23 protein-coding genes and 1 rRNA gene are annotated in these 26,367 nt (G+C 78.2%); 13 read left to right on the top strand and 11 right to left on the bottom strand.

The features are described 5' to 3' along the window. Both ACI8AA_RS21805 and ACI8AA_RS21810 read right to left on the bottom strand, forming a co-directional pair. Positions 1–125: ribosomal RNA gene (locus ACI8AA_RS21805) — 16S ribosomal RNA — on the bottom strand; the annotation flags it as partial. Between the two features lie 369 nt (positions 126–494). Then, the gene (locus tag ACI8AA_RS21810) at positions 495–632 is read right to left on the bottom strand and encodes a hypothetical protein (protein ID WP_457046462.1); all 138 of its coding nucleotides are present in this window, start codon (positions 630–632) and stop codon (positions 495–497) included. Between the two features lie 241 nt (positions 633–873). On the opposite strand from ACI8AA_RS21810, the gene ACI8AA_RS21815 reads away from it, so the two are divergent. Continuing rightward, positions 874–2,994 (top strand): MMPL family transporter, encoded by a 2,121-nt coding sequence (locus ACI8AA_RS21815; protein WP_457046463.1) that lies wholly within the window; start codon positions 874–876, stop codon positions 2,992–2,994. A 123-nt stretch (positions 2,995–3,117) separates the two neighbouring features. Continuing rightward, positions 3,118–3,963, top strand: a complete 846-nt coding sequence (locus ACI8AA_RS21820) for a nucleoside hydrolase (RefSeq protein WP_457046464.1) — start codon at positions 3,118–3,120, stop codon at positions 3,961–3,963. 11 nt (positions 3,964–3,974) lie between these two features. Here ACI8AA_RS21820 and ACI8AA_RS21825 read toward each other — a convergent pair whose 3' ends face one another. Both ACI8AA_RS21825 and ACI8AA_RS21830 read right to left on the bottom strand, forming a co-directional pair. After that, entirely contained in the window at positions 3,975–4,952 is a 978-nt protein-coding gene (locus ACI8AA_RS21825) for a permease (RefSeq protein WP_457046465.1), read from the bottom strand. A gap of 51 nt (positions 4,953–5,003) precedes the next feature. Further along, a complete protein-coding gene (locus ACI8AA_RS21830) occupies positions 5,004–5,168 on the bottom strand; it encodes a hypothetical protein (protein WP_457046466.1) in 165 nt (54 codons plus the stop codon). Between the two features lie 294 nt (positions 5,169–5,462). Here ACI8AA_RS21830 and ACI8AA_RS21835 point away from each other — a divergent pair, with 294 nt between their 5' ends. Together ACI8AA_RS21835 and ACI8AA_RS21840 are read left to right on the top strand one after the other, a co-directional pair. Beyond that, entirely contained in the window at positions 5,463–7,505 is a 2,043-nt protein-coding gene (locus ACI8AA_RS21835; protein WP_457046467.1) for a SpoIIE family protein phosphatase, read from the top strand. Between the two features lie 86 nt (positions 7,506–7,591). Beyond that, positions 7,592–8,341, top strand: a complete 750-nt coding sequence (locus tag ACI8AA_RS21840; protein WP_456939196.1) for a hypothetical protein — start codon at positions 7,592–7,594, stop codon at positions 8,339–8,341. A 21-nt stretch (positions 8,342–8,362) separates the two neighbouring features. Here the strand turns inward: ACI8AA_RS21840 and ACI8AA_RS21845 are convergent, their stop codons facing one another. Beyond that, on the bottom strand, positions 8,363–9,631 hold the full coding sequence (locus ACI8AA_RS21845) for an AI-2E family transporter (RefSeq protein ID WP_456939197.1): 1,269 nt from the start codon (positions 9,629–9,631) through the stop codon (positions 8,363–8,365). A gap of 147 nt (positions 9,632–9,778) precedes the next feature. Here ACI8AA_RS21845 and ACI8AA_RS21850 point away from each other — a divergent pair, with 147 nt between their 5' ends. Further along, positions 9,779–10,768 carry a rod shape-determining protein gene (locus ACI8AA_RS21850; protein ID WP_456939198.1) on the top strand — a complete coding sequence of 330 codons (990 nt, stop codon included), beginning with the start codon at positions 9,779–9,781 and terminating at the stop codon, positions 10,766–10,768. Between the two features lie 16 nt (positions 10,769–10,784). Here ACI8AA_RS21850 and ACI8AA_RS21855 read toward each other — a convergent pair whose 3' ends face one another. Both ACI8AA_RS21855 and ACI8AA_RS21860 read right to left on the bottom strand, forming a co-directional pair. Beyond that, positions 10,785–13,838 carry an FtsW/RodA/SpoVE family cell cycle protein gene (locus tag ACI8AA_RS21855; RefSeq protein ID WP_457046468.1) on the bottom strand — a complete coding sequence of 1,018 codons (3,054 nt, stop codon included), beginning with the start codon at positions 13,836–13,838 and terminating at the stop codon, positions 10,785–10,787. 17 nt (positions 13,839–13,855) lie between these two features. Further along, positions 13,856–14,998: a hypothetical protein gene (locus ACI8AA_RS21860; RefSeq protein ID WP_457046469.1), complete on the bottom strand. Its 1,143-nt coding sequence runs from the start codon at positions 14,996–14,998 to the stop codon at positions 13,856–13,858. A gap of 258 nt (positions 14,999–15,256) precedes the next feature. Between ACI8AA_RS21860 and ACI8AA_RS21865 the strand changes: the two genes are divergently transcribed. Then, positions 15,257–15,508 (top strand): hypothetical protein, encoded by a 252-nt coding sequence (locus ACI8AA_RS21865; RefSeq protein WP_457046470.1) that lies wholly within the window; start codon positions 15,257–15,259, stop codon positions 15,506–15,508. Positions 15,509–15,535: 27 nt separating this feature from the next. Here ACI8AA_RS21865 and ACI8AA_RS21870 read toward each other — a convergent pair whose 3' ends face one another. Next, positions 15,536–17,068 (bottom strand): serine hydrolase domain-containing protein, encoded by a 1,533-nt coding sequence (locus ACI8AA_RS21870; protein ID WP_457046471.1) that lies wholly within the window; start codon positions 17,066–17,068, stop codon positions 15,536–15,538. Between the two features lie 437 nt (positions 17,069–17,505). Between ACI8AA_RS21870 and ACI8AA_RS21875 the strand changes: the two genes are divergently transcribed. Next, positions 17,506–17,949: a DUF4383 domain-containing protein gene (locus tag ACI8AA_RS21875; protein ID WP_457046472.1), complete on the top strand. Its 444-nt coding sequence runs from the start codon at positions 17,506–17,508 to the stop codon at positions 17,947–17,949. A 20-nt stretch (positions 17,950–17,969) separates the two neighbouring features. Here ACI8AA_RS21875 and ACI8AA_RS21880 read toward each other — a convergent pair whose 3' ends face one another. Beyond that, on the bottom strand, positions 17,970–18,554 hold the full coding sequence (locus ACI8AA_RS21880) for a sensor histidine kinase (RefSeq protein ID WP_457046473.1): 585 nt from the start codon (positions 18,552–18,554) through the stop codon (positions 17,970–17,972). A 203-nt stretch (positions 18,555–18,757) separates the two neighbouring features. Here ACI8AA_RS21880 and ACI8AA_RS21885 point away from each other — a divergent pair, with 203 nt between their 5' ends. The 3 genes from ACI8AA_RS21885 to ACI8AA_RS21895 all read left to right on the top strand — a co-directional run bounded on the left by ACI8AA_RS21885 (position 18,758) and on the right by ACI8AA_RS21895 (position 20,694). After that, a complete protein-coding gene (locus ACI8AA_RS21885; protein WP_457046474.1) occupies positions 18,758–19,435 on the top strand; it encodes a hypothetical protein in 678 nt (225 codons plus the stop codon). A 172-nt stretch (positions 19,436–19,607) separates the two neighbouring features. Beyond that, positions 19,608–20,288 carry an RNA polymerase sigma factor gene (locus tag ACI8AA_RS21890; protein ID WP_457046475.1) on the top strand — a complete coding sequence of 227 codons (681 nt, stop codon included), beginning with the start codon at positions 19,608–19,610 and terminating at the stop codon, positions 20,286–20,288. 157 nt (positions 20,289–20,445) lie between these two features. After that, complete coding sequence (locus ACI8AA_RS21895; protein WP_457046476.1) at positions 20,446–20,694, top strand: PLD nuclease N-terminal domain-containing protein; 249 nt, start codon at positions 20,446–20,448, stop codon at positions 20,692–20,694. 229 nt (positions 20,695–20,923) lie between these two features. On the opposite strand, the gene ACI8AA_RS21900 is transcribed toward ACI8AA_RS21895, so the two are convergent. After that, entirely contained in the window at positions 20,924–22,510 is a 1,587-nt protein-coding gene (locus ACI8AA_RS21900; RefSeq protein ID WP_457046477.1) for a DUF4389 domain-containing protein, read from the bottom strand. A 214-nt stretch (positions 22,511–22,724) separates the two neighbouring features. Here ACI8AA_RS21900 and ACI8AA_RS21905 point away from each other — a divergent pair, with 214 nt between their 5' ends. Genes ACI8AA_RS21905 through ACI8AA_RS21915 form a run of 3 tightly spaced genes read left to right on the top strand, consistent with a single transcriptional unit; the run spans position 22,725 to position 25,303 of the window. Continuing rightward, positions 22,725–23,837 (top strand): Acg family FMN-binding oxidoreductase, encoded by a 1,113-nt coding sequence (locus tag ACI8AA_RS21905; protein WP_457046478.1) that lies wholly within the window; start codon positions 22,725–22,727, stop codon positions 23,835–23,837. Next, a complete protein-coding gene (locus tag ACI8AA_RS21910) occupies positions 23,834–24,697 on the top strand; it encodes a universal stress protein (protein ID WP_457046479.1) in 864 nt (287 codons plus the stop codon). Before ACI8AA_RS21905 ends, ACI8AA_RS21910 begins: the two co-directional genes overlap by 4 nt. Positions 24,698–24,700: 3 nt before the next feature. Beyond that, a complete protein-coding gene (locus tag ACI8AA_RS21915) occupies positions 24,701–25,303 on the top strand; it encodes an Rv1733c family protein (RefSeq protein ID WP_457046480.1) in 603 nt (200 codons plus the stop codon). A gap of 56 nt (positions 25,304–25,359) precedes the next feature. On the opposite strand, the gene ACI8AA_RS21920 is transcribed toward ACI8AA_RS21915, so the two are convergent. Then, positions 25,360–26,358 carry a zinc-dependent alcohol dehydrogenase family protein gene (locus ACI8AA_RS21920; protein ID WP_457046481.1) on the bottom strand — a complete coding sequence of 333 codons (999 nt, stop codon included), beginning with the start codon at positions 26,356–26,358 and terminating at the stop codon, positions 25,360–25,362. Positions 26,359–26,367 lie beyond the last annotated feature (9 nt).

Below are 26,367 nucleotides of genomic sequence, written 5' to 3' on the forward strand. Positions count from 1 at the left end.
GGTTGCCCACGTGTTACTCACCCGTTCGCCACTCATCCCCGTCCGAAGACGGTTCAGCGTTCGACTTGCATGTGTTAAGCACGCCGCCAGCGTTCGTCCTGAGCCAGGATCAAACTCTCCGTAGATGAATTTGCATCCGGCTGAGAACCGCGACCTGACAGATCGCGATATCCATCAACCAAAGGAACCCTCACTCCACGATCCACAGACCGTGCAGTGCGGGGGTTTGTTACTTGGCACTGACTTTCGGCACGCTGTTGAGTTCTCAAGGAGCGGACGCACTCGTACTCCGGCCCTCTCAGGCCCTCGTTCGAGGCGGTGACCCCACTCTAACACCGGCTCCGCAACAGCCCGGCCCCAGGCCGGCCCGGCGGTTTCCCGCGCCTTCCGGCCCGGTCCGTTCTCGCTCGGTGCAGAAAGAACCATACACGGTCGGAAACGGTGCGTGCACGGGGGTCCTGCGAGGTCTGGGCCACACCCCTCGGCGAGGTCGCTCAGGAGGGCGGGACCTCCTCCGCGTCGTCGTCGGACAGGTCCTGCGGCACGCCCTCGGACGGCGCGCGGTGCCGTTCCGGATCGGTCTCGCTCGCCAGCCGCCGCTCGACGTCGGGGGTCTGTTCCGGCTCCGTCACACGTGCGACTCTCCTCCCCCACGCCCGGCGCCGCAGCCCGCCCGATGTGGCCCACCTGGGGACCGGCGCCGACCACGGCCCGCGAGCAGCCGGTCACGTGGGCGAGGCCCACGCCCGGTAGGGCCGCCCGGTGCGATCACCGGGGACCAACGTCGGTGACGGCCCGCCGGGCCCGTCGCTAGCGTCCGGCCCGACAGTCCCCGTCCGGGTCCGCCGGCCCGGTGTCCCGGAGGGCCCGGTCATGGGCAGGTCGTACGCGTCCCGTGTCAGTTCCCCACGCCTGAAGTGGGTCATCCTCGTCCTCTGGCTGGCGCTGGCCGCTGCGGCAGCTCCCCTGGCCGGCGGGCTCACCGGGGAGCAGGAGAACGACATCGCCGCCTGGCTGCCGCAGCAGGCGGAGTCCACCCGGGTGCTGGAGCTCCAGCGCGAGCTCGGCGCGAACCCCGACCTCATCCCCGCCGTGGTCGTCTACGAGCGGACGTCGGGCCTGACCGCGGAGGACCTCGCCGCCGTCCAGGAGGACGTCCAGGCTTTCGGGGAGATCGATGAGGTCTCCGGCAGCGTGGTGGGCCCGATCCCCGCCGAGGACGGGCAGGCCGTGCAGCTCGTCGTCCCCCTGGACGTCGGGCCGGACGGGTGGGAGGCCATCGCCCCCATCGTCGACGACATGCGCGCCGAGGCCTCGGACGCGCCCGACGGGCTCGAGGCATGGGTGACCGGTCCCGCGGGCAACGCGGCCGACTCGTCCGAGGCCTTCGCGGGCATCGACGGCACGCTGCTGTTCGCCGCGCTGGGCGTCGTCATCGTCATCCTGCTGCTGACCTACCGCAGCCCCGTCCTGTGGATCCTGCCGATCTTCTCGGCGGTCATCGCGCTGGTCTGTGCCCAGGCCGTCGTCTACCTGCTGGCCCGGTACGCGGACCTCACCGTCAACGCCCAGAGCGCGAGCATCCTCACCGTCCTGGTCGTGGGCGCGGGGACCGACTACGCCCTCCTGCTGGTCGCCCGGTACCGGGAGGAGCTGCGGCTGCACACCGACCGGCACGAGGCCATGACCGAGGCCGTGCACCGGGCCGGCCCGGCGGTGGTGGCCAGCGCCGGCACGGTGGTCCTCGGCATGCTGTGCCTGGTCGCCGCGGAGATGAACTCGACGGCGGGCCTCGGACCGGTGGCCGCGATCGGCGTCGCCGTCACCCTGGTCGTGCTGATGACGCTGCTGCCGGCACTGCTGGTGATCTGCGGCCGGTGGGTCTTCTGGCCGGTGCGGCCCGCCTTCGGCAGCGCCGAGCCGAGCGCCACCGGGTGGTGGGCCCGCGTCGGGGCCTGGATCCGGCCGCGCCCCCGGGCCACCTGGATGGTCACCAGCGCGCTCCTGCTCATCGCCTGCCTGGGCGTCCTCCGGCTGGACCCGGGCGGCCTGACCCAGGCCGAGGGCTTCCGCGGCACGCCGGAGTCGATCGCCGGCGAGGAGGTCGCCGCCGAGCACTTCCCCGCCGTCGCCGGGAACCCGGTGGTCGTGGTGACGACGGCGGACGACGCCGAGGAGGTCGCCGCCGCCGTGGCCGCGGACGACGGCATCGTCGCGGTCGCTCCCCCGCAGGTCGTCGGGGACGGCGCGCTGCTCGAGGCGTCGCTGGCCGACCCGTTCGACAGCGCGGCGGCCGCCGCCACCGTGGAGCAGCTGCGCACCTCGCTCGACGACGTCGGCGACGGGCAGGCGCTGGTCGGCGGGACGACGGCGCTCAACCTCGACGTCCAGACCGCCTCCCAGCGGGACAACCGCGTCGTGATCCCGCTGATCATGCTGGTGGTGCTCGTCGTCCTGGGCCTGCTGCTGCGGGCGCTGGTCGCGCCGCTGATCCTCATCGCGACGGTGGTGCTGTCCTTCGGCGCCGCGCTCGGGCTGAGCGCCCTGGTCTTCGACTGGGTGCTCGGCGTGACCGCGACCGACAGCTCGTTCCCGCTGTTCGTCTTCGTGTTCCTCGTCGCCCTCGGGATCGACTACAACATCTTCCTGATGACCCGGGTGCGGGAGGAGTCCGCCGACCACGGCACCCGGCGGGCCGCGCTGGTCGGGCTGGCCGCCACCGGCGGCGTGATCACCTCGGCGGGCCTGGTGCTCGCAGCGACGTTCGCGGTGCTCGGCACCCTGCCGCTCACCTTCCTGACCCAGCTGGGCATCGCGGTGGCGCTCGGGGTGCTGCTCGACACGATCATCGTGCGGTCGGTGCTGGTGACCGCGCTGACCCTCGACGTCGGCCGGTGGATGTGGTGGCCCGGCCGGCTGGCCCACCGCCTCGACGAGCCGGAGGTGCCGCCCGCGCCGGCGGCGTCGCCGTCCGAGGCGCCGGCCCGGACCTGACGCCGGCGGACGTCCCGGCACGACGGCGTTCCGCTCAACGGCACGGGCCTGGGGTCCCGCGGCCGCGCGCGGCACGGTGGACCGGCCCGCGCGACCCGCCGCGGCGGACCGGAGGAGCCCCGGGTGGAACACGGAGGACGGCTGCGCCTCGCCGAGCAGTGCCGGGTCGTCGTCGACAACGACTGGGCCGGGGACCCCGACGGCCTCGTCGCCCTGGCCCACCACCTGCTGTCCCCGGCCAACCGGGTGGTCGCCGTCACCAGCTCCTTCCTCAACCCGCTGTTCGGCCCGCTGGGGTCGACGGCGGAACGGGGCTCGGCGCTGGCCCGGGAGCTGGTCGACCTGGTCGGCGGCGCCGCCCGGCCGCCGGTGCACACCGGCGCGGAGGGGCCCTGCGACGGCGCGTCGGCGTCGGCCGCGTCGGCCGCGATCGTGGCCGAGGCGCGGCGGGACGACGACCTGCCGCTGTTCCTCGTCTGCGCCGGCCCGCTGACCAACGTCGCGGCCGCGCTGCAGGAGGCCCCCGACATCGCGACCCGGCTGACCCTGGTCTGGGTCGGTGGCGCGCGGGCGGCCGGGGCCGCCGAGTACAACCGGGACACCGACCCGGCGGCCGCCGAGCTCGTCCTCGCCCGGCCGGAGCTGGCGGTCCGGCAGTTCCCGCTGGAGACCTACCGCCGCTGCGCGTACTCGGTCGCCGAGCTCGAGCACGACCTCGCCGGCAGCGGCCGGGTCGGCCGGTGGCTGTGGACCCGCTTCCTCGAGCTGCCGCTGCCCGACTGGATCCGGCTCGGCGGCGTCTGGCCCCTCGGCGACAGCCCGCCGGTGCTGCTCACCGCGCTGGACGACGCGTCGAGCACCTGGACCGGGACGGCGGGCGGGACGCGGCGGGTCTACACCGACGTCGACACCCGGCTGCTGTTCGGGGACATGCTGGCGAAGCTGCGCCTGCACGAGGCCCGGGGCTGACCGGCGGGTCCTCAGCCGGCGAGGACGGTCAGCACGGCGCCTCCCACGAGCCCGCCCCCGGCGACGACGACGGCGGCGGTGACGGCCGTCGTCCGCCGGTCGAGGGCCCGGCCGACCATCGCGATCCCGGGCACGCTGACCGCGGTCAGGGTGAGCAGCGGCGCGCCGACGCCGCCGAGCGACAGCCCGGCCAGCGCCAGGCCCTGCAGCACGGGGATCTCGCCCCCGGTCGGCAGGATCAGCAGCGTGCCGACGACGGCGGCCAGCACCACCACGAGGGGGCCGGCGCCGAGCGAGCCGTCGACGAGCGGCACCAGCCAGCCGCGGATCGCGCCGACGGCGAGGACCACGAGCAGGTATTCGGGGACGAGGGTGACCAGCAGCCGCAGCAGGGTCCGCCCGAACCGCTCCGGGACCGCGCGGCGGTCGGTCAGCCGGGCCACCAGCGCCGCGCCGCCGACGACGACCAGCACCCCGACCAGCAGCCGGGTGACCGTCCACTGCCAGGGCGCCACCAGCGCGAGGAAGACCAGCACCGCCGGGTTGAGCAGCGGGTTGCCCAGCCAGTGCGCGACGACCGCGGCGGTGCCCACGCCGTCGCGGCGCAGCGTCGCCGCCACCGGGGCGGTGCAGCAGGTGCACGTCATCGACGGGGTGCTCACCAGCCCGCCGACGGCGGCGGAGCCCAGCCTGCTGCGGCGGTCGAGCACCCGCAGCAGCCAGGCGCGCAGGACCAGGGTCTGCACCGCCGCGCTGATCAGCAGCGCCGCGGCCAGCGCCTTCCAGACCGCCGCGAGGTAGGTGCCGGCGAAGGTCGTCGCCGCGTGCAGGCTCGGGGGGTCGCCCGGCTCGACGCCGCCCACGGCGAGGATGCTGCCGCCGTCCCGGGTGTGGGTGGCGCCCAGCGAGGCGACCTCCGCCCCGTACGGCAGCCACTCGGCCCACAGCAGCGCGGCGGCGACCACGCCGAGCGCCAGCAGGGTGCCCACGACGGCGGCGGTGCGGCGGCCGCACAGCGGGGCCGGCGCGGACCGCGGTCGTCAGCCTCCCGGGGTCCGCGTCGGGTCCGCGGAGCCGGCGACCAGCGGGCGCGCGCCGTCCATGGCCGCGAGCTCCTCGTCGCGGCGGGTCACCGCGCGGCCCAGCGCGACGACCAGGGCCAGCTCCAGCACCAGGCCCAGCACGCTGACCAGCACCCAGCCCACCGCGGCCTCCCCGGTCCCGTCGTCCGGCCGGCTCAGGACGGCGACCGCTCGGCGCGGCCGTGCACGGGTGGGCCGGGGCGGTGACCGGTGGTCATGCGCCCATGGTCGGGACGCCGCGGTGTCCCGCCTCACCCCTGGCGGGGGATCCCGGCGGCCCGGGGCGTACGCCCGCTGTGCGCTCGGCCACACCCGGCGCGGACCGGACCCGGCCGATGCGTGAACCGGGCCGCGGCCCGGGTAAGCGCGGGGCCCGCGGTGCGACCGCCCCGGGTCGGAACTGCGATGGGTGACGGTGTGACCGACCACGGCGGAGCGGACGCCGACGCGACCGGCGGGGCGCCCGCGGACGGCGTCCCCGGGCCGGACACCGAGGAGCAGCTGGCGCGCACCGTCGGGGACGCCGGCGTCGTCCGCGCCGCGTTCGACCAGGTGCCGCTGATCCTCGCCGTCTACGCCGGACCCGAGCACACCGTGGTGGCGGCCAACGCGGCGATGCGGTCGTTCTTCGGCCGGGACGAGCTGGTCGGGGCGCCGATCCGGTCGGCACTGCCGGAGCTGGCGGGGCAGCACGTCTTCGAGCTGATCGACGAGGTGTACGCCACCGGCCGCAGCCGGGTGGCGCGGGAGTGGCGGCTGCAGGTGGACCTCGGCGGCACCGGCGAGCTGCAGGAGGTCTACCTCGACTTCCACATGGCGCCGACGCGCGCCGTCGACGGGCGGGTGAGCGGGGTGGCCACCTACGCCTACGACGTCACCGAGTCCGTCCGGGCCCGGCAGGCCGCGCAGGAGCAGGCCGCCGACGCCGAGCGGCGGGCCCGCGACGCCCGCGACGTGGTCACCGCGCTGCAGGAGGCCCTGCTGCCCACCGACCTGCCGGTGCTGCCCGGCGCGCGGATCGCCGCCCGGTACCTGGTCGCCGACCGCGACCAGGTGGCCGGCGGGGACTGGTTCGACGCGATCCCGCTGCCCGGCGGCAGCGTCGCGCTCGTCGTCGGCGACGTCGTCGGGCACGGGGTCGCGGCCTCGGCGGCGATGGGCCAGCTGCGGGCGGTGCTCTCCGACGCGCTGGTCACCGGCGCCGGGCCGGCCCAGGCGCTGGCCCGCGCGGACGCGTTCGCCGCGCGCAGCCCCCGGCTGCGGGCCACCACCGTGGCGCTGGTCGTGCTCGACCCCGCCACCGGCGACCTCGCCTACGCCTGCTGCGGGCAGCCGCCGCCGGTGGTCATCGCCCCCGACGGGTCCACCCGCTTCCTCGCCGACCTCGGCGGCGAGCCGCTGGGCACCGGCGTCCCCGGCACCGCGCCGGCGCTGTCGCGCGGCACGCTGGCGCCCGGGGAGCTGGTGCTGCTCTACAGCGACGGGCTGGTCGAGCGGCCGCACCGCAGCATCGCCGACGGCATGGCGGAGCTGGCGAAGGTCGCCGCCGACGCCGCGACCGGGCAGGCGCCCCTCGGCGCCCGCGGCGGCCCGGCCGAGCGGGTCTGCCGGCTGACCGTCGAGCTGCTCACCCGCACCGGCTACGACGACGACGTCACCACCCTCGCCGCCCACCGCCTGCCCGAGCCGGTGCCCGCGCTGCACGCCGGGACGACCACCGACCACGGCGCCATCCGCGGGCTGCGGCGCACCGTCGACGCGTGGCTGGACGGGCTCGACCCGGCCGACGACGACCGCGACGCCGTCGAGCTGGCGATGTGGGAGGCGATCGCCAACGCCGTCGACCACGCCTACCCGCCGGGGCTGCCCGGGCCGGTCCGGGTGGACGCCGCCCTGCTGCAGGACGGCGTCCTGGAGTGCCGCGTCAGCGACGAGGGCAGCTGGCGCGACCCGGACCCCGCGGCCACCCACCGCGGCCGCGGGCTCCTCATGGCCCAGCAGCTCACCGACTCCCTGCACGTGCAGCGCGGCGCCGGCCCGGCCGGCGCGGGCACGGTGGTCACGCTGCGGCACCGGCTGCACCGGCCGGCGATGCTCGGCTCCGACATCGGCCGCGACGCCGCGCCGGCCGCCCGCCCGCCGTTCGCCGTCGACGTCGCGCCGGGCGGCGGGGACGGCGGGCCGGCCTCCCGCGACGTGCGGCTGCGGGTGTCCGGGCCGGTGGACGTCACCTCGGTCGAGGCGCTGGACCGGCAGCTGGCCGCGGCCTCCCGCGGCGGGGTGCTGCCGCTGACCGTCGACCTCAGCGAGGTGACGCTGCTCGCCAGCGCGGGCGTGCAGGTGCTGCACCGGATGCGCGACCAGCTCGCCGGGCACGGCCGGGCGCTGACCCTCGTCGCGCCGCCCGGCAGCACCGCCCGCGCCGTCCTCGACCTCGTGCACCTGCCCGCCACCGGCTGACCCGGGCCGCTGCCGCGGGCGCCCCACGGCGGCCCCGGGCACGGCAGGATCGCGGGCGGTCGCGGCCGCGCACGGCGGGAGGTGCCGTGGAGCTGGAACTGGAGTTCCTGCCGGTGGTCAGCGGGCGGCGGGAGCTCGTCGCCTGGCTGGTGCTCGGCTTCCTGGTGACCTTCCTCGTCACCCGCTTCGTCACGCACGCCATCCGGCTCGGCCGCGGGCCGTTCCGGGACGCCAGCGTCGGCGGGGTGCACCTGCACCACGAGGTCTACGGGATCTTCCTGCTGCTGGGCACCGGGACCGTCGAGTTCACCTACCGCCCCGCGGGGGCGGGCGCCGTCCTGGTCGCGGTGCTGTTCGGCGCCGGCGCGGCCCTCACCCTCGACGAGTTCGCCCTGTGGCTGCACCTGGAGGACGTGTACTGGTCCCGGGAGGGCCGCAGCTCGGTGGACGCGGTGCTCATCGCGCTGGTCGTCGGCGTCCTGCTGCTGGCCGGCGCCAACCCGTTCGACGCCGACGACGCCGACAGCGAGGTGGCCCTCGCCCTGACCGTGGTGGTCAACCTGCTGTTCGCGCTGGTCGCCGTGCTCAAGGGCCGCGTCGTGCTCGGCGTGGTGGGGGTCTTCGTGCCGCTGGTCGCGCTCGTGGGCGCGGTGCGGCTGGCCCGGCCCACCTCCCCGTGGGCCCGCCGCCGGTACCCGCCGGACGGCTCCCGCGCGCGGCGCGCGCTGCGCCGGTTCCCGCCGGGCCGGCGCAACCGCTGGGACGGCCTGGTCGACCTGTTCACCGCCGTGCCGCGCACCGCGCCGGCGGCCCCGGGCACCCCCGCCGCCGGCTGACCGCCGGCGGGCCGTCCCGCGTCAGTGCGGCGGCCTCCGCAGCCGCCACCGGCGCGGCCGGGGGCGGGGCGCGGCCGGGGCGTCCACCAGCTCGTAGCGCCGCCCGTAGGTCTCCACCACCGACTCGACGGCGGCGACGACCGGGATGGCCACCAGCGCGCCCATGGGCCCGAGCAGGCTCACCCCGACGATCACCGAGCCGAGGGCGACCGCCGGGTGCACGTGCACCGTGCGCGCGGTGATCCGCGGCCCGACGAGGTAGTTCTCCACCTGCTGGTAGACGGTGCCGAAGACCACGACCCACAGCGCGTCCGACGGCTGGCCGGCCAGCGCCACGATCGCCGGCAGGCCGATCGCGAGGTAGGTCCCCACGGTGGGGATGAACTGCGACACCAGGCCGGTCCACAGCGCGAGCGGCAGCCAGAACGGCACGCCGAGCGCCGCCAGGAACACCGCGGTGACGAACGCGCTGAGCAGGGCCAGCAGGAACCGGGAGAACACGAAGCCGCCGGTCTTCTCCACCGCGATCTCCCAGACGGTGGCGATCACCCGCTGCTGGCGGGGCGGGAAGCGGCGGGAGACGGAGTCCCGCAGCGCGGGGGCCTGCGCGGACATGTAGAAGGCGAACAGCAGGAACGTCAGCGTCTGGAAGATCGCGCCGATCACCGTCGTCACGAACCCGAGGACGCCCGGGGTGAGGTCCTCGACGACCTGCTGGACCCGCTCGGGGGTGAGCTGCAGGGAGTCGACGACGTCGCCGGCCTGCAGCTGCGTGCCGAAGGTCCGGTTGACGGCGTCCACGAGGCTGCGGACGACGTCGGGCAGCGAGGTGACCAGCCCGGCGAGCTGGTCGACCAGCAGGGTGCCGAACGCGGCGATCAGGCCGATCGCGAGGAGCACCACGGCGAGCATCACCAGGCCGGTGGCGGCCCCGCGGCGCAGTCCCCGGCGGGTGAGGGCGTGCACGGCCGGCTCGATGCTGATCGAGAACATCCAGGCGAGGAACACCAGGCCGAGGAAGCTCCGCAGGTGGGTGAACGACCAGGCCGCCACCTGGTAGGCGGCGACGGCGAGCAGCACCAGGAGCAGGACCCGGCGCAGCCAGGGCGGCTCGGCACCCCAGCGGCCGGGCGCCGCGCCGTCGGCCGGGCCGGGGGGCGTGACGGGCGGCGTGACGGGCGGCGGGACGGGCGGCGTCAGCGGGGGCGTCACCGGGGGCGCGGCAGCGGGCGGCGGGGCGGCCGGCACCTCGCGCCCGGCGGTCCCGTCGGGCTCCCCACTCCCCGGCACGCTGGCACGGTAGAGGGGACCGGGTCCTCCGGCACGGGCCGGAGGTCCGCGGTCGGCAGGACCTCCGTCGGGGCGCGCCGGGGCATCTGGACCGGATCCGGACCCGCCGCCAGACTGACCCGGCACCCGGGGGTCAGGAGGCACCGCGTGGAGCTCGGGATCGATCTCGGCACCGCCACCACCGTCGTGAGCGACGTGCGCCGCGGGATCCTCTACGACGAACCGACCGTCATGCTCGTGCGCCGCGGCAGCGGCCGCCGGGACCGGGTGCTGGCCGTCGGCCGGGAGGCCGCCGACCTGCTCGGCCGTGCGCCGTCCCGGTACGCCGCGGTGCGCCCCCTCGACGACGGGGTGGTCACCGACCTGGAGACCACCCGGACCTACCTGCGCGCGGTGCTGCGGGCGGCGGGCCAGCGGCTGTGGCGGATGCCGGTCCGCGCGGTGGTCACGGTGCCGGTCGGGTCCAGCGCGCTGGAGCACCGGGCGCTGCTGGAGGCCGCCGAGGAGGCGGGCATCCGGCCGGTGACCGCGCTGGACGAGGCGGTCGCCGGCGCCGTCGGCTGCGGCCTGGACCCGCTGGAGCGGCGGGTGCACATGGTCGTCGACGTCGGCGGCGGGCGGGCCGAGGCGGTCGCCTTCTGCTACGGCGGCGTGCTCGCCTCCCGGACCAGCAAGACCGGCGGGGAGGAGATGACGCTGGCCGTCGCCCGGTTCCTGCGCGAGCAGCACCAGCTGCTGGTCGGCGACCTCGAGGCGGAGGCGCTCAAGGTCCGGCTCTCCTCGGCCGGGGACGAGCCGCTCGTCGTCCAGGGCCGGGACGGCGTCACCGGCCGGCCGCGGCTGGCCACCGTCCCGGCGGCGGAGGTGGCCGAGGCGCTGCGCCCGGTCGTCGACGACATCGTGCGGACCCTGGCGCCCTGCCTGGACGACCTCCCGCCGCAGGCGATCGCCGACGTGATGGGCGAAGGCGTGCTCGTCTTCGGCGGGTCCTCCCTGATCCCCGGCCTGCCGCAGGAGCTGGAGCGGGTCCTCGGCCTGCCGGTCAAGCCGGCCGAGGAGCCGCTGACCTGCGTCGCCGACGGCGCCGCGCGGGCGCTGCGGAACCGGGCGCTGCTGTCGGCCTACGGCCGCCGCTGACGCCCGGCGCCGCCGGTCAGGGGGCCTGCACCGGCTCGGTCGCGAGGACGTCGGCCCGGTGGTCCAGGTAGTGGCGCAGGCCCGCGGACACGACGTCCTTGGCGTTGTTGGCCCCCGTCCCCGGCCCCTGCACCATCGCGGTCACGACGATCTCCGGGGCGTCCATCGGGGCGGCGACGGTCAGCCAGTTGTCGTACTCGTCGTCGCGCAGCCCGCCGTCCTGGGCCGTGCCGGTCTTGCCGCCGACCGGAGCCGGCAGGTCCGCGAGCCGGACGGCGGTCCCGCTGGTGACGGCGTCGCGCATCCCCTCGCGGACCGGGCCCAGCTCGGCGGCGTACGGCAGCGGCGCCGGGGCCGGGGTGGGGACGGCGGTGTGCGCCCCCTGGGTCCCGATCGACATGCCCAGCCGCGGGGTGACCAGGGCCCCGGTGCTGAGCGCGGCGGTCCACCGGGCGTTCTGCAGCGGCGTCACCGTGATCTCGCCCTGGCCGATGCCGAGGATGACGGTGGACCCGCCGTACCAGGTGCCGCCGTCGGCCTCCACGGACTCCGGCGTGCCGAGGTACCCGGCCGACTCGCCGGGCAGGTCGATGCCGGTGCGCTGGCCGACGCCGAGTGACTGCGCGGTGTCGATCATCGCCTCGGGGCCGAGGGCGACGGCGAGCTTGTAGAAGTAGACGTCGTTGGAGATGGCGATCGACTCGCGCAGGTCCATCGGCCCCATCGGCCGCCAGTTGCCGAAGGTGTGCCCGCCGTAGGTGAAGCTCCCCCCGGTCGGGATCACCTGGCCGGGGTCCCACACCCGGTGGGCCTGGTTGGCCGCGGCGACGACGAGCTTGAACGTCGACCCGGGCGGCGCGACCGCCTGCGTGACGTGCTCGAGCGTCGGTGACCCGGGCGCCGAGGCGAGCGCGTCCAGCGCGCCGCGGTCGGCCGGCGGGCCGTAGACGTTGTTGTCGAACGACGGGGCGCTGGCGATGGCGAGCACGTGCCCGGTGCGGGGGTCCATGGCGACGGCGGCGCCGATCTTGCCCTGCGGCCGCGGCTGGGCGCGCAGCGCGGCGGCGAGGCCGGCGTCCAGCTGCCGCTGCAGCCCGAGGTCGATCGCCAGCCGCAGGTCCGCGCCGGGCACGGGCTCCACGCGGCCGGCCAGCGCGACGGGCACGCCCGCCGGGTCGACGTACACGCACTGGCGCCCGTTGGTGCCGCGCAGCACCGCGTCGTACTCCAGCTCCAGGCCGGCCCGGCCGACGATCTCGCCGTTGGGCAGGCCGGACCAGCGCTCCTCCGACTCGGCGGTGGCCACGCCGACGAAGCCGAGGACCGGGCCGAGCAGCGCACCCTCCGGGTACCAGCGGCGGGGCTCCGGGACGACGAGCACGCCGGTGATCCCGGCGGCGGCGACCGTGTCGCCGACGGCCCGGGGCACCTCGGCCACCGGCAGCGACAGCGTGGTGGCCTCCGCCGCGTCGAGCTGGGCCTGCAGCTCGGCGGGCGGGCGGGCGGTCAGGCCGGCGAGCCGCTCGACGGCCGCGGCGTCGTCGCGCACGAGGGCGGGCACCGCGAGCACCCGGTCGACGCCGGTGCCGGCGGCCGCGGCGTCGACGGCCAGCGGGGCGTCGTGCCGGTCGGTGATGGCGCCGCGGGGCGCGGGCAGCCGGATGCAGCGGGTCATCTGCTCCTCGCCGGCGAGGGTGAGCTCCTCGCCGCGGGTGACCTGCATCCGCCAGCCGTAGAGCCCGAAGGCGACGAGCAGCACGGAGAGGGCGGCCGCGGCCAGCCGGAGCAGCCGCGGGCGGGGGTTGCGCCGGCCCGGCGCCGCCCACAGCCGCCGGCGCACGCTGTCCCGGCGGACGCCCAGCACGACACCGATCGCGGCCAGGTGCACGACCAGCGCCGTCCCGCCGTAGCTGAGCAGCGGGAACGGCACGCCGGCCAGGGGCAGCAGACCGAGGTTGGCCCCGATCGAGACGACGGTCTCGACGCCCATGAGGATCGCCAGCCCACCGCCGACCAGCGCGGCCTGCGGCGTGCGCGCCCGCCGGCTGGCCAGCGCGAGCCGCCACACGAGGACGACGACGGCGAGCACCACGGCGGCGCCCGCGAGCAGACCCCACTGCCCGACCAGGCTGGCCGGCGCGAGGTCGGTCTGCCCCTCGGGCAGGTACTCGGCGCGCAGCTCGCGCAGCGGGTCGCCGGCCCGCCCGGTCAGCCCGCCGGAGGCGACGGCGATGTGCGCCTGCCGCAGCGCCCAGCCCGAGCCGGTCGGCGACTCGTGGGCGCCGACCAGGAAGGTGCCCAGCCGCTGCAGCTGGTAGGGCTGCAGCAGGCTGATCATCAGCGGCGCCGAGACGACGGCCGCGGCGCCCAGCGGCAGCAGGAAGCGCGCGGGCACCCGGCCGAGGACGAGCATCGACGCGGTGAGGACGACCAGCAGCATGGTGGTGCTCAGGTCCGGCTGGAGCAGGGTGAGCGCGATGGGCACGACCGCCAGCAGCACGGCGAGGCCGAAGCGCCGCCACGCCGGCCGGGCGGAGCCGAGGACGGCGGCGAGGACCAGCAGCAGCCCGAGCTTGGCCAGCTCGGAGGGCTGGAAGGTGACCGCGCCCAGGACGAACCAGCGGGTGGCGCCCTTGACCGTCACCCCGACCGTGAGGACGCCGACGAGGAAGACGACGGCCGCCACGTAGGACACCCAGCCCAGCACACCGAGGTACCGGACGCGGACCCGCCAGAGGGCCGCGAGGGCGAGGATGCCCCCGGCGGCGATCAGGCCCTGGCGCAGCGCGAGGTCGTGCGCGCCGATCAGGTACAGGTTGGCCAGCCCCAGCCCGACCAGGGCGAGGGCGGCGACCACGGCGAGCAGGTCGAACAGCGCGCTGCGGCGCTCCCGGCGCTCCTCCCGGGTCCGGCCCCGCCCGCCCTCGGCGGCCGGCAGCCCGCCCGGCTCCAGCGGGGAGTCCTCCGGGACGGTCCACAGCACGCGGCGCTGGCGGCGGCTCCACCGCCGGCCCGCCCGGCGGTCCCCCGCGTCGTCGTCCGGCCGGCCGGCGGGCACCGAGTACGGCATGCGGCTCTCCCGTCGGGTCAGCGGGTGCGGAGCTCGGGTGGGCAGGAGCCCACGGACAGCGGCGCGGAGGCCGCGGTCGCGGGTGAGTCGGTGACGGCCAGGACCGCGACGGCCGGCAGGGGCGGCAGCGCGACGACGCCGACGGCCTCGGCCCGCTCCCCTCCCGGCGGGACGGCGACCGTGCCGCCCGGCGCGGTGGACGTGTCGCCGGTGCAGCGGTCGACGAGCAGGTAGGACCAGGTCACCCGCTGCTCCGCGGCGCCGGGGACGAGCCGCACCTGCACCCGCACGGTGCACGGCTGCCCCGGCTCGCACGCGTCGAGGCCGCGCAGGTCGACCGCGGCCACGCTGCCGGCCGACGCCGGGGCCGGCGGGGTGATCGGCACGCCGTCGGGCTCGGGCTCCGCGGTCGGCTCGACGCCGCTGCGCCCGGCGTCCAGGAGCACGTCGACGTCGGCGGCGATCTCGTCCCGCAGCAGGACCACCTCCGTCGTGACCGCCGCGGCGAGCACCACGACCGAGAGCAGCCACGCCCCGACCCGCCGCGCGGTGCGGGAGGTCTCGCGCCGGACCGGGCGCGAGACGGTGCCGCGGACGGCGGCCGCCGCGGCGGCGCCCACCGGCCCGCCCGTCGCGATGGACCGCACCAGCGCGCCGAGCTCGGCGCGGACGGCGCCGCGGTCGATCGCCGCGGCGGCCTCGGCGACCCGCCGCGCGACGGGAGGGACGCCGGCGTCCGGCAGGGCCGTCACCGCGGTGTCGACCGCGTCCAGCAGCGGGTCCTCGGCGTCCGCCGCGCCGGGACGGGACCGCGCGGTGGCCGCGACGTCGGCGAGGACCGCGGCGACGGCGGGTCCGGCCGGCGCGGCGGAGGGGTGGAGGACGACCTGCCCGTCGGTGCCCACCGCGAGCCGGTCGAGGAGCCCGCGGGCGGCGGTCCCGGTGTCCGGCACGGGCAGCTGGGCCGCCTGCTCCAGCACGCCGGCGGACAGCTCGAGGGCCTGCGGCGGGGTGAGCCGGGCGAGGGCGAGCAGGCGGGTGAGCGCGACGCCGCCGGGGGGTGCCGGGGGTGGAGCGGAGGGCCGCTGCTGGGCCGGAGGGGGAGGCGTGGAGCCGTCGTCGAGGCCCCCGGACGCCCGTTCGATCGTCAGGTCTGCCACTGACTGTCACCCGCCCATCCGTGCGCTCAGGATGCCCCCCGGGTCCGGCCCGCTCAGGCTGGTGCACGGAGCCCCCGGATGTCACCGGGTCGCCGCACGGCGTCGCACCGGAACCGGCGAGTCGCGCAGCGGAACCGGCGCGTCGGCGCCCGGACCCGCCGCCGGGGCGGCCGGAGGCCTTCCGCCCCTGCCCGACGGCTCCCGTCCGGGCCACCGTTTCCCTGCACGGCGAGGCCGTCGGAGCGGGAGGAGACCGCGATGCAGGACGGGAGCACGTCGCGGCTGCGGGACGAGCTGCGCCAGGTGGAGGCGGAGATCGAGCGGACCCGGCGGGCGGCGCAGGAGAGCCGCGCCTGGGTCGGGCAGCGGGCCGAGGGGGCCACCGATCCCGAGGACAGGAGCGCCGCCATCGCGGAGGCGGAGCTGCAGGAGGCGCTGCTCGGCGTCCTCACCCACCGCCGCGACCGGCTGCTCGACCGCGTGCGCGCCCTCGACGCGACGGCGGGCTGACCCCGTCCGACCCCGCTGCGGCCGGGCTCACCCGGCCCGGCGCCGCGGCCACGACCGGCCGACGGCGAGCGCCGCCCCGCCGGCCGCGGCGGCCCCGAGCCACCGGCGCGGGTCCTGCCGGTCCGGCCGCCGCACGAACGACACCAGGTCGAACAGCAGCCGCGGCGGGTCCTCCTCCGTGAACACCACCCGGGCGGTCCGGCCGTACTCCGGGGTCTCCACCCGGAACGCGCGCGGGTCACCGGGGTCGTCGGGGTGGAGCAGCATCGCGCGCGGCAGGGCGCGGGCCGGCGTCAGCGGGACCAGCACCAGGCGGCCGCGGCGGACGGACACCCCGAGGCCCGCGCCGGTGAGCAGGCGCGGGGCCACGCCGGTCACCGGGCCGGCGTCGGGCGCGTACCAGCCGCACAGGTCGCCCCACGCCTCCGGGTGCGGGGCGACGTCGTCGCGCACCGGGTCCTCCGGGAGCCCGAGCAGGAGGCGCAGCAGCGCACCGGCCAGCGGCTCCGCGGCACCGCGGCCGTCGAGCGCGCCGGTGTTGGTGAGCACGACGACGCCGGTGCCCGCGTCCGGTGCCGTGTCCAGGGCCGACAGGAACCCCGCGAGGATGCCGCCCTTGCCGGCGAGCGCGTGGCCCCGCTCCTCGCGCGGCTCGAAGCCCAGGCCCGCGCCGGTCGCGCCGGGGGCGGGCCGGAAGTGCGGCCGGAGCATCGACGCGACCGACTCCGCACTCAGCACGCGGCCGTGCTCGTTCGCCCCGCCGTGCAGTACCGCCCCGACGTAGCGGGCCAGGTCCCCCGCGGTGGAGTACGCCCCGCCGCCCCCCGGTGTCGGCACCTCCCGGTGCCGGACCGCCTCCGGCCCGCGACGGCGCAGCGCGTACCCGGTGGCCAGGGCCGAGCGCAGCCGGCCGTCGAGGACGAGGGCGGTGTCGGTCATGCCCAGCGGCCGGAAGACGTGCTCGCGCAGGTACCGGTCGAGCGCCTCCCCGGAGACGTCCTCCACCAGCTGACCCAGGACGGCGAAGCCGTGGTTGCTGTAGGCCCACCGCGTCCCCGGCGGCACGTCGACGGGCAGCCCGCCGCGGTAGTAGTCGGCGAGCGGGACGACGCCCCGGGCGGTGACGCCGGAGCCGGCGGCCGGGTGCCGCAGCAGGTCCGAGCGCCGCCGCCAGTAGCCGATCCCGCCGGTGTGGGTCAGCAGGTGGCGCACCGTGGGCTGCCCGATCCCGGCCCGGGCGGGGACGAGGCGGACGGCCCGCAGGTGGTCCGCGGCCGGCGCGTCCAGGTCGACCAGCCCCCGCTCGGCCAGCTGCACGACCGCGACCGCCGTCATCGTCTTGGTCAGCGAGCCGATCCGGAACGCGGTGTCCTCCCCGACCGGCCGGCCGGAGGCGACGTCGGCGACGCCGGAGCAGAGGAACCGCGGGGCCTCGTCCCGGCGCACGAGCGCCACCGCGAGGCCGACCGAGGGCCAGCGGCCGAGCGTCCGCGCCACGGTGCGGCGGAGGTCGGGTTCCGCCACGGCCGGTATGCCGCGGTCCACGTGGAGGGTGGTCATCGGGCTGCTCCCGTCGGGAAGGCGGGCGGGTCGGCGTCCCCCAGCGTCGGCGGGACCGGCGGCCCGGGCGAGGACCGGACGTCCCTCCGGGGCGCGGCCGTCGGTCCCGGGCGGGGACCGGACGCCCCCGGGCCGGCCGGCGGTGGAGGACCGAGGTCACCGGCGCCGGGGGTCCGAGGGCGGTGGTCCTGCGGCACCCGGACGGTCACGCTGGCCGCGCGGGCATCCGGCGGGCCGAGCGCCGCCGGGTGTCCTGCCCGACCGGGGGACGGGCCCGGACCGGGGCGGGTGACGAGGGGCCCCGGCCCCCGGGGACCTCCGGCACTCCCGCGCGCCGACCCAGGTCCCCGCCCCCGGGTGACCTGCTCCCCTGGCGCCTCGCCGGGCGCGGCGGCGCACTGGTGACCTCACCGCGGACGTTCCCGAGGAGGCACACCGTGTCCGCACGAGACCGCGCCGTCGGCGCTCCCGGGGCCTGGACGTGGCCGCAGGTCGCCGCCCTGGTCGTCGGTGCCGTCTACACGATCGCCGGCGTCGCCGGCTACTTCGTGACCGGCTTCGAGGACTTCGCCGCCCACACCGGCGACGAGCTGCTCGGCTTCGAGGTCAACCCGCTGCACAACCTGGTCCACCTGGCCATCGGGGTCGCGGGCCTGGCCCTGGCCCGCTCCCTCCCCCTCGCCCGCACCTACGGCTGGCTGCTCGCCGTCGGCTACGGCGCCGCCCTGGTGTACGGGTTGATCGCCATCGGGGAGACGTGGGACTTCCTGGCCGTCAACGCCGCGGACAACTGGCTGCACGCGATCAGCGCCGTCGTCGGCCTGGCCATCGCCCTCGGCCCGGTGCAGGCCGCCGTGGGCCGCCGGACGACGCGGGTCTGAGCGGCCCGGGCGGTCCCGGGTTACCGGAGCGGGACCGCCCAGGTCAGCCGGGTGCCACCGGCGGGGGCCGGCTCGACGACGCAGGACCCCCCGCGCGCGCTCGCCCGCTCGTGCAGCTCGGCCAGGCTGCCGTCGTCGGGGAGGCCCGGCGGCCCGCCGCCGTCGGCGACGACCTGCAGGGTGACGCCGCCGTCGGCGACGGTGAGCGCGACCTCGACGGCACGCGCGCCGCCCTGCCGGCCCCGGTCGGTCAGTGCTGCGCGGAGGACGTCGACGAGGTCGCCGACGACGGGCTCGGGCAGGTCGCCGAGGGGCCCGGTGACGCGGGTGGTCGGTGCGGGGGCGACCGCGGTGAGCGCGTCGAACAGCCGGGACGCGTACCTGCCGGAGTCCGTCGCGGGGCGGTCGGCGAGCGCGAGGACCGCCAGCCGGATCCGCTTGATCGCGTCGTCCAGCTCGGCGGTGGCCGCCTGCAGGCGCTGGGCGAACGGTCCGGGGCCCAGGCCGGCGGCGACGCCGTAGACGGTCAGCCCGGCCGAGTACAGGTCGCGGACGATCTCGTCGTAGAGGCCCGCGGCCGCGTCGTCGTACTCGGACGGCCACATGTCCACTCGCCTCGGCTCAGCCCCTCCGCGGGCGCCTCGGCACCGGCGCCCGCAACCCGTCGGTCCGCAGGCGACGGTAGCCCTCCGGGCGGTACGTGCCGACGGGGGACGGCGCGGCCCGGTCCGCCGCGGACGTCCTCCGGCGGCCGCGGGGAGCCGGCCGGCCCGCGTAACGAACGGCGCCGGCGGGGGACGACGGGTGCATGACCCGCACCTCGCCGCCGGCGCTGGCCACGACCCGGCACAGCTGGCACCTGCTCGCCGAGCACGTCCTCGCCGCCGGCCAGTTCGCCGCCTCCGGCACGATCCGGCTGCGCCCGCACCCGGGCGGCCTCGCCACCACCAGGGGCATCGGCGGCCGGCAGCTCGCCGTCGTCGCCGACCGGCTGGTGGTCGTCGACGGCGACGCCCGGCACCAGCACCCGCTCACCACGCTCGGGGCCGCGGCCGACGTCGCCGGCGTCCAGCTCGGACTGCACGGCAGCTACTCCCCCGCCACCGTCGCCGACCCGGACGCGCCGCTGCCGGTCGACGCCGCCGCCGCGCACCGGCTGGCCGCCTGGTTCGCCCTCGGCGACGCCGCGCTGCGCCGCTTCGCCACCGGGCTGGGCACGCCGGCCGAGCCGGTGCTGTGGCCCGAGCACCTGGACCTCGCGATCACCCTCGACGCCGTCAACTACGGGGTCTCCCCCGGCGACGACGCGACCCCGGAGCCCTACCTCTACGTCGGCCCGCACGAGGGACCGCCGTCGGGCGACCCGTTCTGGAACGCCCCCTTCGGCGCCCTGGTCGGCGCCGGCCGCATCCGCACCCCCGACGACGCCGTCGCCTCCTTCACCGAGGGACGGGCACGGGCACTCACCGACAGGGGCCGGACGTGACCGGTCCGCGGGGCGAGGAGACGCCGGCCACCGGCGGCAGCGCGGGGACCGGGCAGGCGCCGGAGGTGGGCGTCCCGGCGGGACCTCCTCCCCTGACGCCCCCGGGCCCGGCTCCGCAGGATGGCCGCAGCGGTTCCCCGTCCCCGGTCGTCGCGGCGCGAGGAGCAGGTCCATGCCACAGGAGTCGGGCTCCTCGGCGGTCGCCGCCGCCGTCCGGGAGGGCGGGAGCGCGGCCCAGGCCGAGCTGCTCGGGCGGCTGCGCGCCGGGGACCGGGGCGCCTTCGGGGACCTGGTGGACGCCTGGTCGGGCGCGCTGCTGCGCGTGGCCCTGCTGCACGTGTCGACGCGCGCCTCCGCCGAGGAGGTCGTGCAGGACACGTGGCTCGCCGTGATCCGGCAGCTGGACCGGTTCGAGGGCCGGTCCTCGCTGCGCACCTGGGTGTTCCGGATCCTCGAGAACCGGGCCCGCTCCCGGGGCGCCCGGGAGCTCCGCGTGCTGCCGTGGTCCTCCGCCTTCCCCGACGGGGACGGCCCGGACGCCGGCCCCGCCGTCGTCCCGGCACGCCTCCGCGGCAGCGCGGACCGGTGGCCCCGGCACCGGGCCGGCGCCGGCGCGCCGCACCCGTGGCACCCCCCGCCGGAGGAGGCCGTGGAGGCCGGCGAGGTCCGCCGGGAGCTGCGCACGGCCCTCGCCGCGCTGCCCGAGCGGCAGCGCACCGTGGTCGAGCTGCGCGACGTCCACGGCCTGACGGCGGAGGAGGTCTGCGAGCGGCTGCGCATCAGCGCCGGCAACCAGCGGATCCTGCTGCACCGGGGCCGCGCGCGGCTGCGCACCCGGCTCGAGGACGTGTGACGCGCTGCCCCGTCGGGCGTCCGGTCCGGCGCGGCGGCGACCGGCACCCGGAGTGCCGAACGTCCCGGGCGGCAGGGACGCACCGCCCCTCGCGCCCGGACCTCCGGCCCCGGAGGCTCGACGGGACGGGACCCGCACCGGTGCCGAGGAGGCCGCCATGACGTCCGCGAGCACGACGTCCGCGAGCCGGGACCGGGCACGCCGCTGGGCGGAGCTGACCCCCCGGGAGCGGGGCGTGCTCCTGGTCCTGGGCTCGGTGCAGGTGTCCCTGGCGGTCGCCGCGTGGACCGACCTGGCGCGCCGCCGTCCCGACCAGGTGAACGGCCGCCGGGCGGTGTGGGCGGCGGTCATCGCCGTCAACTGGGTGGGTCCCGCGGCCTGGTTCCTGTGGGGCCGCCGGCGCTGACCGGCCCCGTCGTCAGCGCCGGCGGCCCCCCCGCGGGGGCCCTCCGCCCGTGACCGCCGGACGCCTGCGCCGCGCAGCACGGGCGGCGACCGGAACCGGCCCGGGCGTGGGGGCCGCGACCTCGCCGCCCGGGTGGCCTCCGCCGCGGCCGGCCGGTAGCCCGGGGACCGGTCGGTAGCCCAGGGACGACGCCCCCGCCGGAACCCGGCGGGGGCGTCGCCGTGTGCCGTCAGTCCTGCGGGGTGCGGGACGGCGACGACTCCGGCTCGGCAGCGCGCGGGCGGGGCAGGACCGGCGGGCCCGCGGCCGGCACCGGCCCGGACGGAGGCAGCGGCCGGGCCCGGTGCGCCCCGAGCGCGACGAGCAGCACGCCGCCGGCGAGCAGCAGCGCCCCCACCGCCAGCAGCGACACCGAGACCCAGGTCAGCCCGGGCAGGGTCGCGCCGACCCGGACGTCGGCCTCGATGCCGGCGCCGCCGTCGGTCCGCATGAGCACGACGGTCCAGTCGCCCTCGTCCGGCCGCCAGTCCAGCGTCACCGAGCCCGTGCCGGTGGCCGAGGCGGTCCAGATGCCCGCCTCCTCCGGCGCGACCGGCGGCGGCCCGCCGGCCTCCTCGTCGACGGCCCACGCCCACTCGTCCCCGGACCACCAGCCCCCCTCGGCCGGCTCGACCTCCGCCCGCCCGACACCGTCCAGGTACCGGTCGACGTCGGCGGTGCGGGCCAGCCCCAGGAACAGCTCGTCGTCGGGTCCGGTCGCGGTGGCCTCCACCCGCGCGGTGCCCAGCAGCTCGTCGACCACCCAGTCGGTCCCGTCGCCCTGCAGCAGCAGCCCCTGGCTGACGGCGGCGTGACCGGCGGTGTCGACCGCGGCGGGCTGCGAGGTCACGAAGCCGCCGTCGCGCTGCGTCGTGTCGGCCCACAGCAGGCTGCCGCCCGCGACGAGCAGGCCGGTGGCGGCGGTGACGAGCAGCGCGCCGGCGACCACGGCCGCGACCGGCCCGGCCGTCCAGCGGCTGGTCGCCGGCGCGGCCGCCGGTGCCGCCGTCGCGACCACGGGGGCCGGCTGCCCGGCGGGCACCGGCGGCGCCGCCGCGGCCGGTGCCGGCAGCGCGGCCGGGTCCGGGCCGCCCATGTCGAACCGGAACGGCGGATAGGCGTCGGTCAGCAGCAGCACGTAGCCCGCCACCCGCATGGCCCAGCGGTCCATGCCGAGGACGAAGTCGTAGAGAGGTTGGGGATAACGGCCGGTGAAGAGGAGCACGATCCCCGCCACGAGGACCAGCAGCGCGACCAGGCCGCCGGCCGCCCACCCCTCGCTCCAGACGCCGTCGCCGTCCCAGTCGCCCGCGCCGAACCACAGCCCGCCGCCGACGAAGACGGCCAGCACGAGGTAGTGCGGCAGCGCCAGCAGCCACTTGACCAGCACCAGGCCGCGGGACAGCCGCTCCGGGTACGCGACGTCCAGCCGCGCCGGGTACCCCGGCACGTCGGCCAGGGTGAACGGCGGGTACCGGTCGGTGCCCAGCGCGGAGTAGCCGTAGTGCTGGACCCGCCAGGTCCACCGCAGCACGCCCACCGTGAAGTCGAAGAGCGGCCGGGGGTAGTGCGCGGTCACCAGGACCGCGAAGAACGCGACGACGGTGACGACGGCCACCGCGGTCCACAGGAACGCCAGCACCACGACGTGCGGCAGCAGCAGCAACCACTTGACCAGCCAGAGCCCGCGGGACAGCCGCGGGTCCAGGGCACCGTCCACCCGCACCGGGTAGGCGGGGAGCGGCGGCGCCGCCCCCGGGGACACGTGCTCGCTCACGACGCACCTCCTCCGCACCGCCCCGGCGGCCCGGGGGTCGTCTCCCCCGGCGCAGGCGGCCCCCCGGAGCCTCGCCCCCGGGCCGGCGCGGGGACACGGGCGAAGGCGGGTCGTCGCGGGGACGTTGGTCGGTGGTCCCGGGGACCGCAGGCCCCGGACGGCGGGGCCGGCGCGGACCACGCTCGGGGAGAGGACCGTCCCGAGGAGTCGCACCATGGCCCGCCGCGCCACCCCACCGGACCTGCAGCCCACCCGGGTCCCGCGCCTCCCCCCGCTGGAGGCGGCCGCGGACGCCGCCGTACGGGCCCCGTCCGTGCACAACACCCAGCCCTGGCGGATCGCGCTGCACCCCGACCGGCTGGAGCTGTTCGCCGACCGCACCCGGCAGCTGGCGGTGCTGGACCGCGTCGGCCGGGCGCTGGCGCAGAGCGTGGGTGCGGCCCTGCTCAACGCCCGCGTCGCGCTGGCCGCGGCGGGGTCCGCCGTCCGCGTCGACCGGCTGCCCGACCCCGCCGACCCCGCGCTCGTGGCCGTCCTCCGCCCGGTCGACGGGCCGCCGGACCCGGCGCTGGCCACCCTCGCCCCCGCCGTGCGCCGGCGCCGCACCAACCGGCGGCGGTACGGCACCGACCGCGTCCCCGAGGACGTGCTGCGGCTCCTGGTCGCCGCGGCCGCCGCGGAGGAGACGGTGCTCGTCCCGGTCACCCGCGAGGAGCACCTGCGCCTGCTCGCCCGGCTCACGCAGCAGGCCGACCAGGTGCAGAACGCCGACCCGGCCTACCGGGCCGAGCTGCGCCGCTGGACCACCCGCGGCCCCGGCAGCGGCGACGGCGTGCCGGTCAGCGTCGTCCCGCACGTCGACGGGCTGCAGCACGACGAGCTGCCCGTCCGCGACTTCGACACCACCGGCGCCGGGAGGCTCCCCGCCGGCACCGGCTCGGGCACCGACCAGACCCTCGTGGTGCTCGCGACGCACCGCGACGACCTGCTGGCCTGGCTGCGCTGCGGCGAGGCCCTCGAGCGGGTGCTGCTGGAGCTCACCACCCGCGGCTGGGTCGCCGGTCCCCTCACCCAGGCCGTCGAGGTCCCGGTCACCCGCACCCAGCTGCGCTCGGCCCTGACCTGGGACGCGCACCCGCAGGCGGTGCTGCGGATCGGCCGCGCGCCGGCCACCTCGCCGACGTCCCGCCGCCCGCGCGGCGCCGTCGTCGAGAACAGCGCCGCGCCCGACCGGCGCCAGCTCCCCGGCGCCTCCCCGGCGAGCGGCCGGCCCGGACCGGGTCCCCGCCCGGTCCCCGACGGCCGCGGGGGGACGACGTGGGTGTGACCTCCCGGCTGGCCCCGGTCGTGGCCGGGGTCGGCCCCGACCGCTCCGCGCCGGCGGTGGCGGCGGCCGCCGCCGACCGGGCGCACCGCGAGCTGCGGCCCCTGCTGCTGGTGGCCGCGGTGGAGGGCGCGCACGACCCCGGCCGCGCCCACGACGGGCCGTGGCACCGGGCGCTGGCGCGGCTGGACGTGCTGCGCCGCGACCTCACCGCCCGCGCCCCCGCCACCCCGGTGCGGACCGTCGTGCACACCGGGCCCGCGGCCGAGGTGCTGCGGGGGGAGTCCGCCGCGGCGGCCGTCCTGGTCCTCGGCACGGGTCCCGCGGCCGGCGGGCTCGGCCCCGTCTCCCGGGACCTGCTGGCGTCCGTGGCCTGCCCGGTGCTCGCCGTCCCGCCGGGCGCCACCGGGGGCGGTGAGGTCGTGGCCGGCGTGGAGGGCACCGCCGGGACGACGGCGGTGCTGGCCGCGGCGGCCCTGGAGGCCGGCACGCGGGGCTGCCCGCTGCACGTGGTGCACGCGTGGCCCGGCGGCGCCGCCCTCCGCGGGGCGGCGGTCCCCGCGGCCGTCGCCGAGGCCGAGCGCCGGCTCGTCGAGGCGCAGGCCGCCCGGGTGCGCGAGGGCTGGCCGGCGGTACCGGTCACGGTCGACGTCCGCGAGGGGGACCCCGCGCCGGCGCTGGTGCGCCTGTCCCGGGACGCCGGGCTGCTGGTCCTCGGGCGGTCCCGCGCCGCGGCCGGACCGGCCCTCGCCGAGGCGGTCGCGGGGCACGCGCACTGCCCCGTGCTCGTGGTGCCGCCTCCTCCCCCGCCGCGCCCGGACGACGCCCGCCGGCGCCGGGCCGCCGTCGCGCCGGCGAGGTGACCCGTGCCGCCCGACCCCGCCCCGACGTCGGGGTACCTGCGCGCGCTGGTGCGGCGCGGCCTCGCCCCGGGCGCCCGCGCGACCGACCGGGTGGAGCTGGTCTCCTGGCTCGCCAGCGTCCTGCTGGCCGTCGCGGTCGTGCCGGTGGCGCTGGCGGTGGGCAGCGTGGTCGCGTCCGACACCGGCGCGCTGGCCGAGCGCCAGGCCGCGCAGCGGCAGCAGGTCCCGGCGGTGGTCCTCGCGGACGCGGAGGTGCTGCCCGGCTCCCCGACGTCGCTGCGGGCCACGGCGCCGGCGCGGTGGGAGGCCCCGGGCGGCGGCACCCGCGAGGACACCGTGCCGGTCGCGCCGGGCACCCCGGCCGGGGCGACGGTGCCGGTGTGGACCGGTCCCGACGGCGGGCGGGCCGGCCCGCCGATCGAGGTCAGCGACGTCGCGGTGGTCAGCGTGACCAGCGGCGTGCTGACCCTGCTGCTCGGGCTGGCCACGGCGGCGGTCGGGCACGCCGGCGTCTGCGCCTGGACCGGCCGGGCGCGCGACCGCGCCTGGGAACGCGAGTGGGCCGAGGTCGGGCCGCTGTGGGCCGACCGCTTCCGGCTGCCCTGACCCGCGCGGGCGCCTCCCGCGTCGGACGTACGGCACCGGGTCAGACGTGCACCGGGTCAGACGTGCAGCACCGCGGCCCCGGCGAAGCGGCCGTGCGCGAGGTCGGCGAGCGCGCGCGGCGCGTCGTCGAGGGCGTAGGCGGTCGTGGTCGCGCGCACCCCCAGCCGGGCGGCGAGGACGAGGAACTCCTCGGCGTCGCGGCGGGTGTTGGCGGTGACGCTGCGCAGCCGGCGCTCCTGGAACAGCTCGCCGGCGTAGGACAGCGCCGGGACGTCGGACAGCCAGATGCCGGCGACGGCGAGCGTGCCGCCGCGGTCCAGGGCGCGCAGCGCGACCGGCACCAGCTCCCCGGCCGGCGCGAACAGCACCGCGCCGTCCAGCGGCTCCGGGGGCGGGTCGTCCGGGCCGCCGACGGAGTCCACCCCGAGCTCCCGCGCCAGCGCCCGGTTGGCGGCGCCGCGGGTGAGCACGTGCACCCGCATGCCCTGCGCCAGCGCGACCTGCGCGGCGAGGTGCGCGCTGCCGCCGAAGCCGTAGACCCCCAGCCGGCCGCCGGGCGGGACCGCGGCGCAGCGCAGCGCGCGCCAGCCGATGATCCCGGCGCACAGCAGCGGCGCGGCCGCCTCGTCGTCGAGGCCCTCGGGCAGCCGGTGGGCGAACCGCTCGTCGACCAGGCAGGCCCCGGCGTAGCCGCCGTCGAGGTCCCAGCCGGTGAACCGCGGGTCGGTGCACAGGTTCTCGTCGCCGCGACGGCAGAACCGGCAGCTGCCGTCGGTGCGGCCGAGCCACGGGACGCCGACCCGGTCACCGAGCGCGAAGCGGGCCGCCCCGGGCCCGAGCGCGTCGACGCGGCCGACCACCTCGTGCCCGGGGACGACGCCCGGCCGCCGCGGCGGGAGGTCGCCCTCGGCCAGGTGCAGGTCGGTGCGGCACACGCCGCAGCAGGTGACCGCGACCCGCACCTGTCCCGGGCCGGGGACGGGCGGCTCGCGCTCGACGGGGCGCAGCGGCCCCGCGTCGGCCGGCGCCGGCGTCCCGACCACCCAGGCCCGCACCCCGCGCCG

Source organism: Geodermatophilus sp. SYSU D01180, from assembly GCF_054050415.1.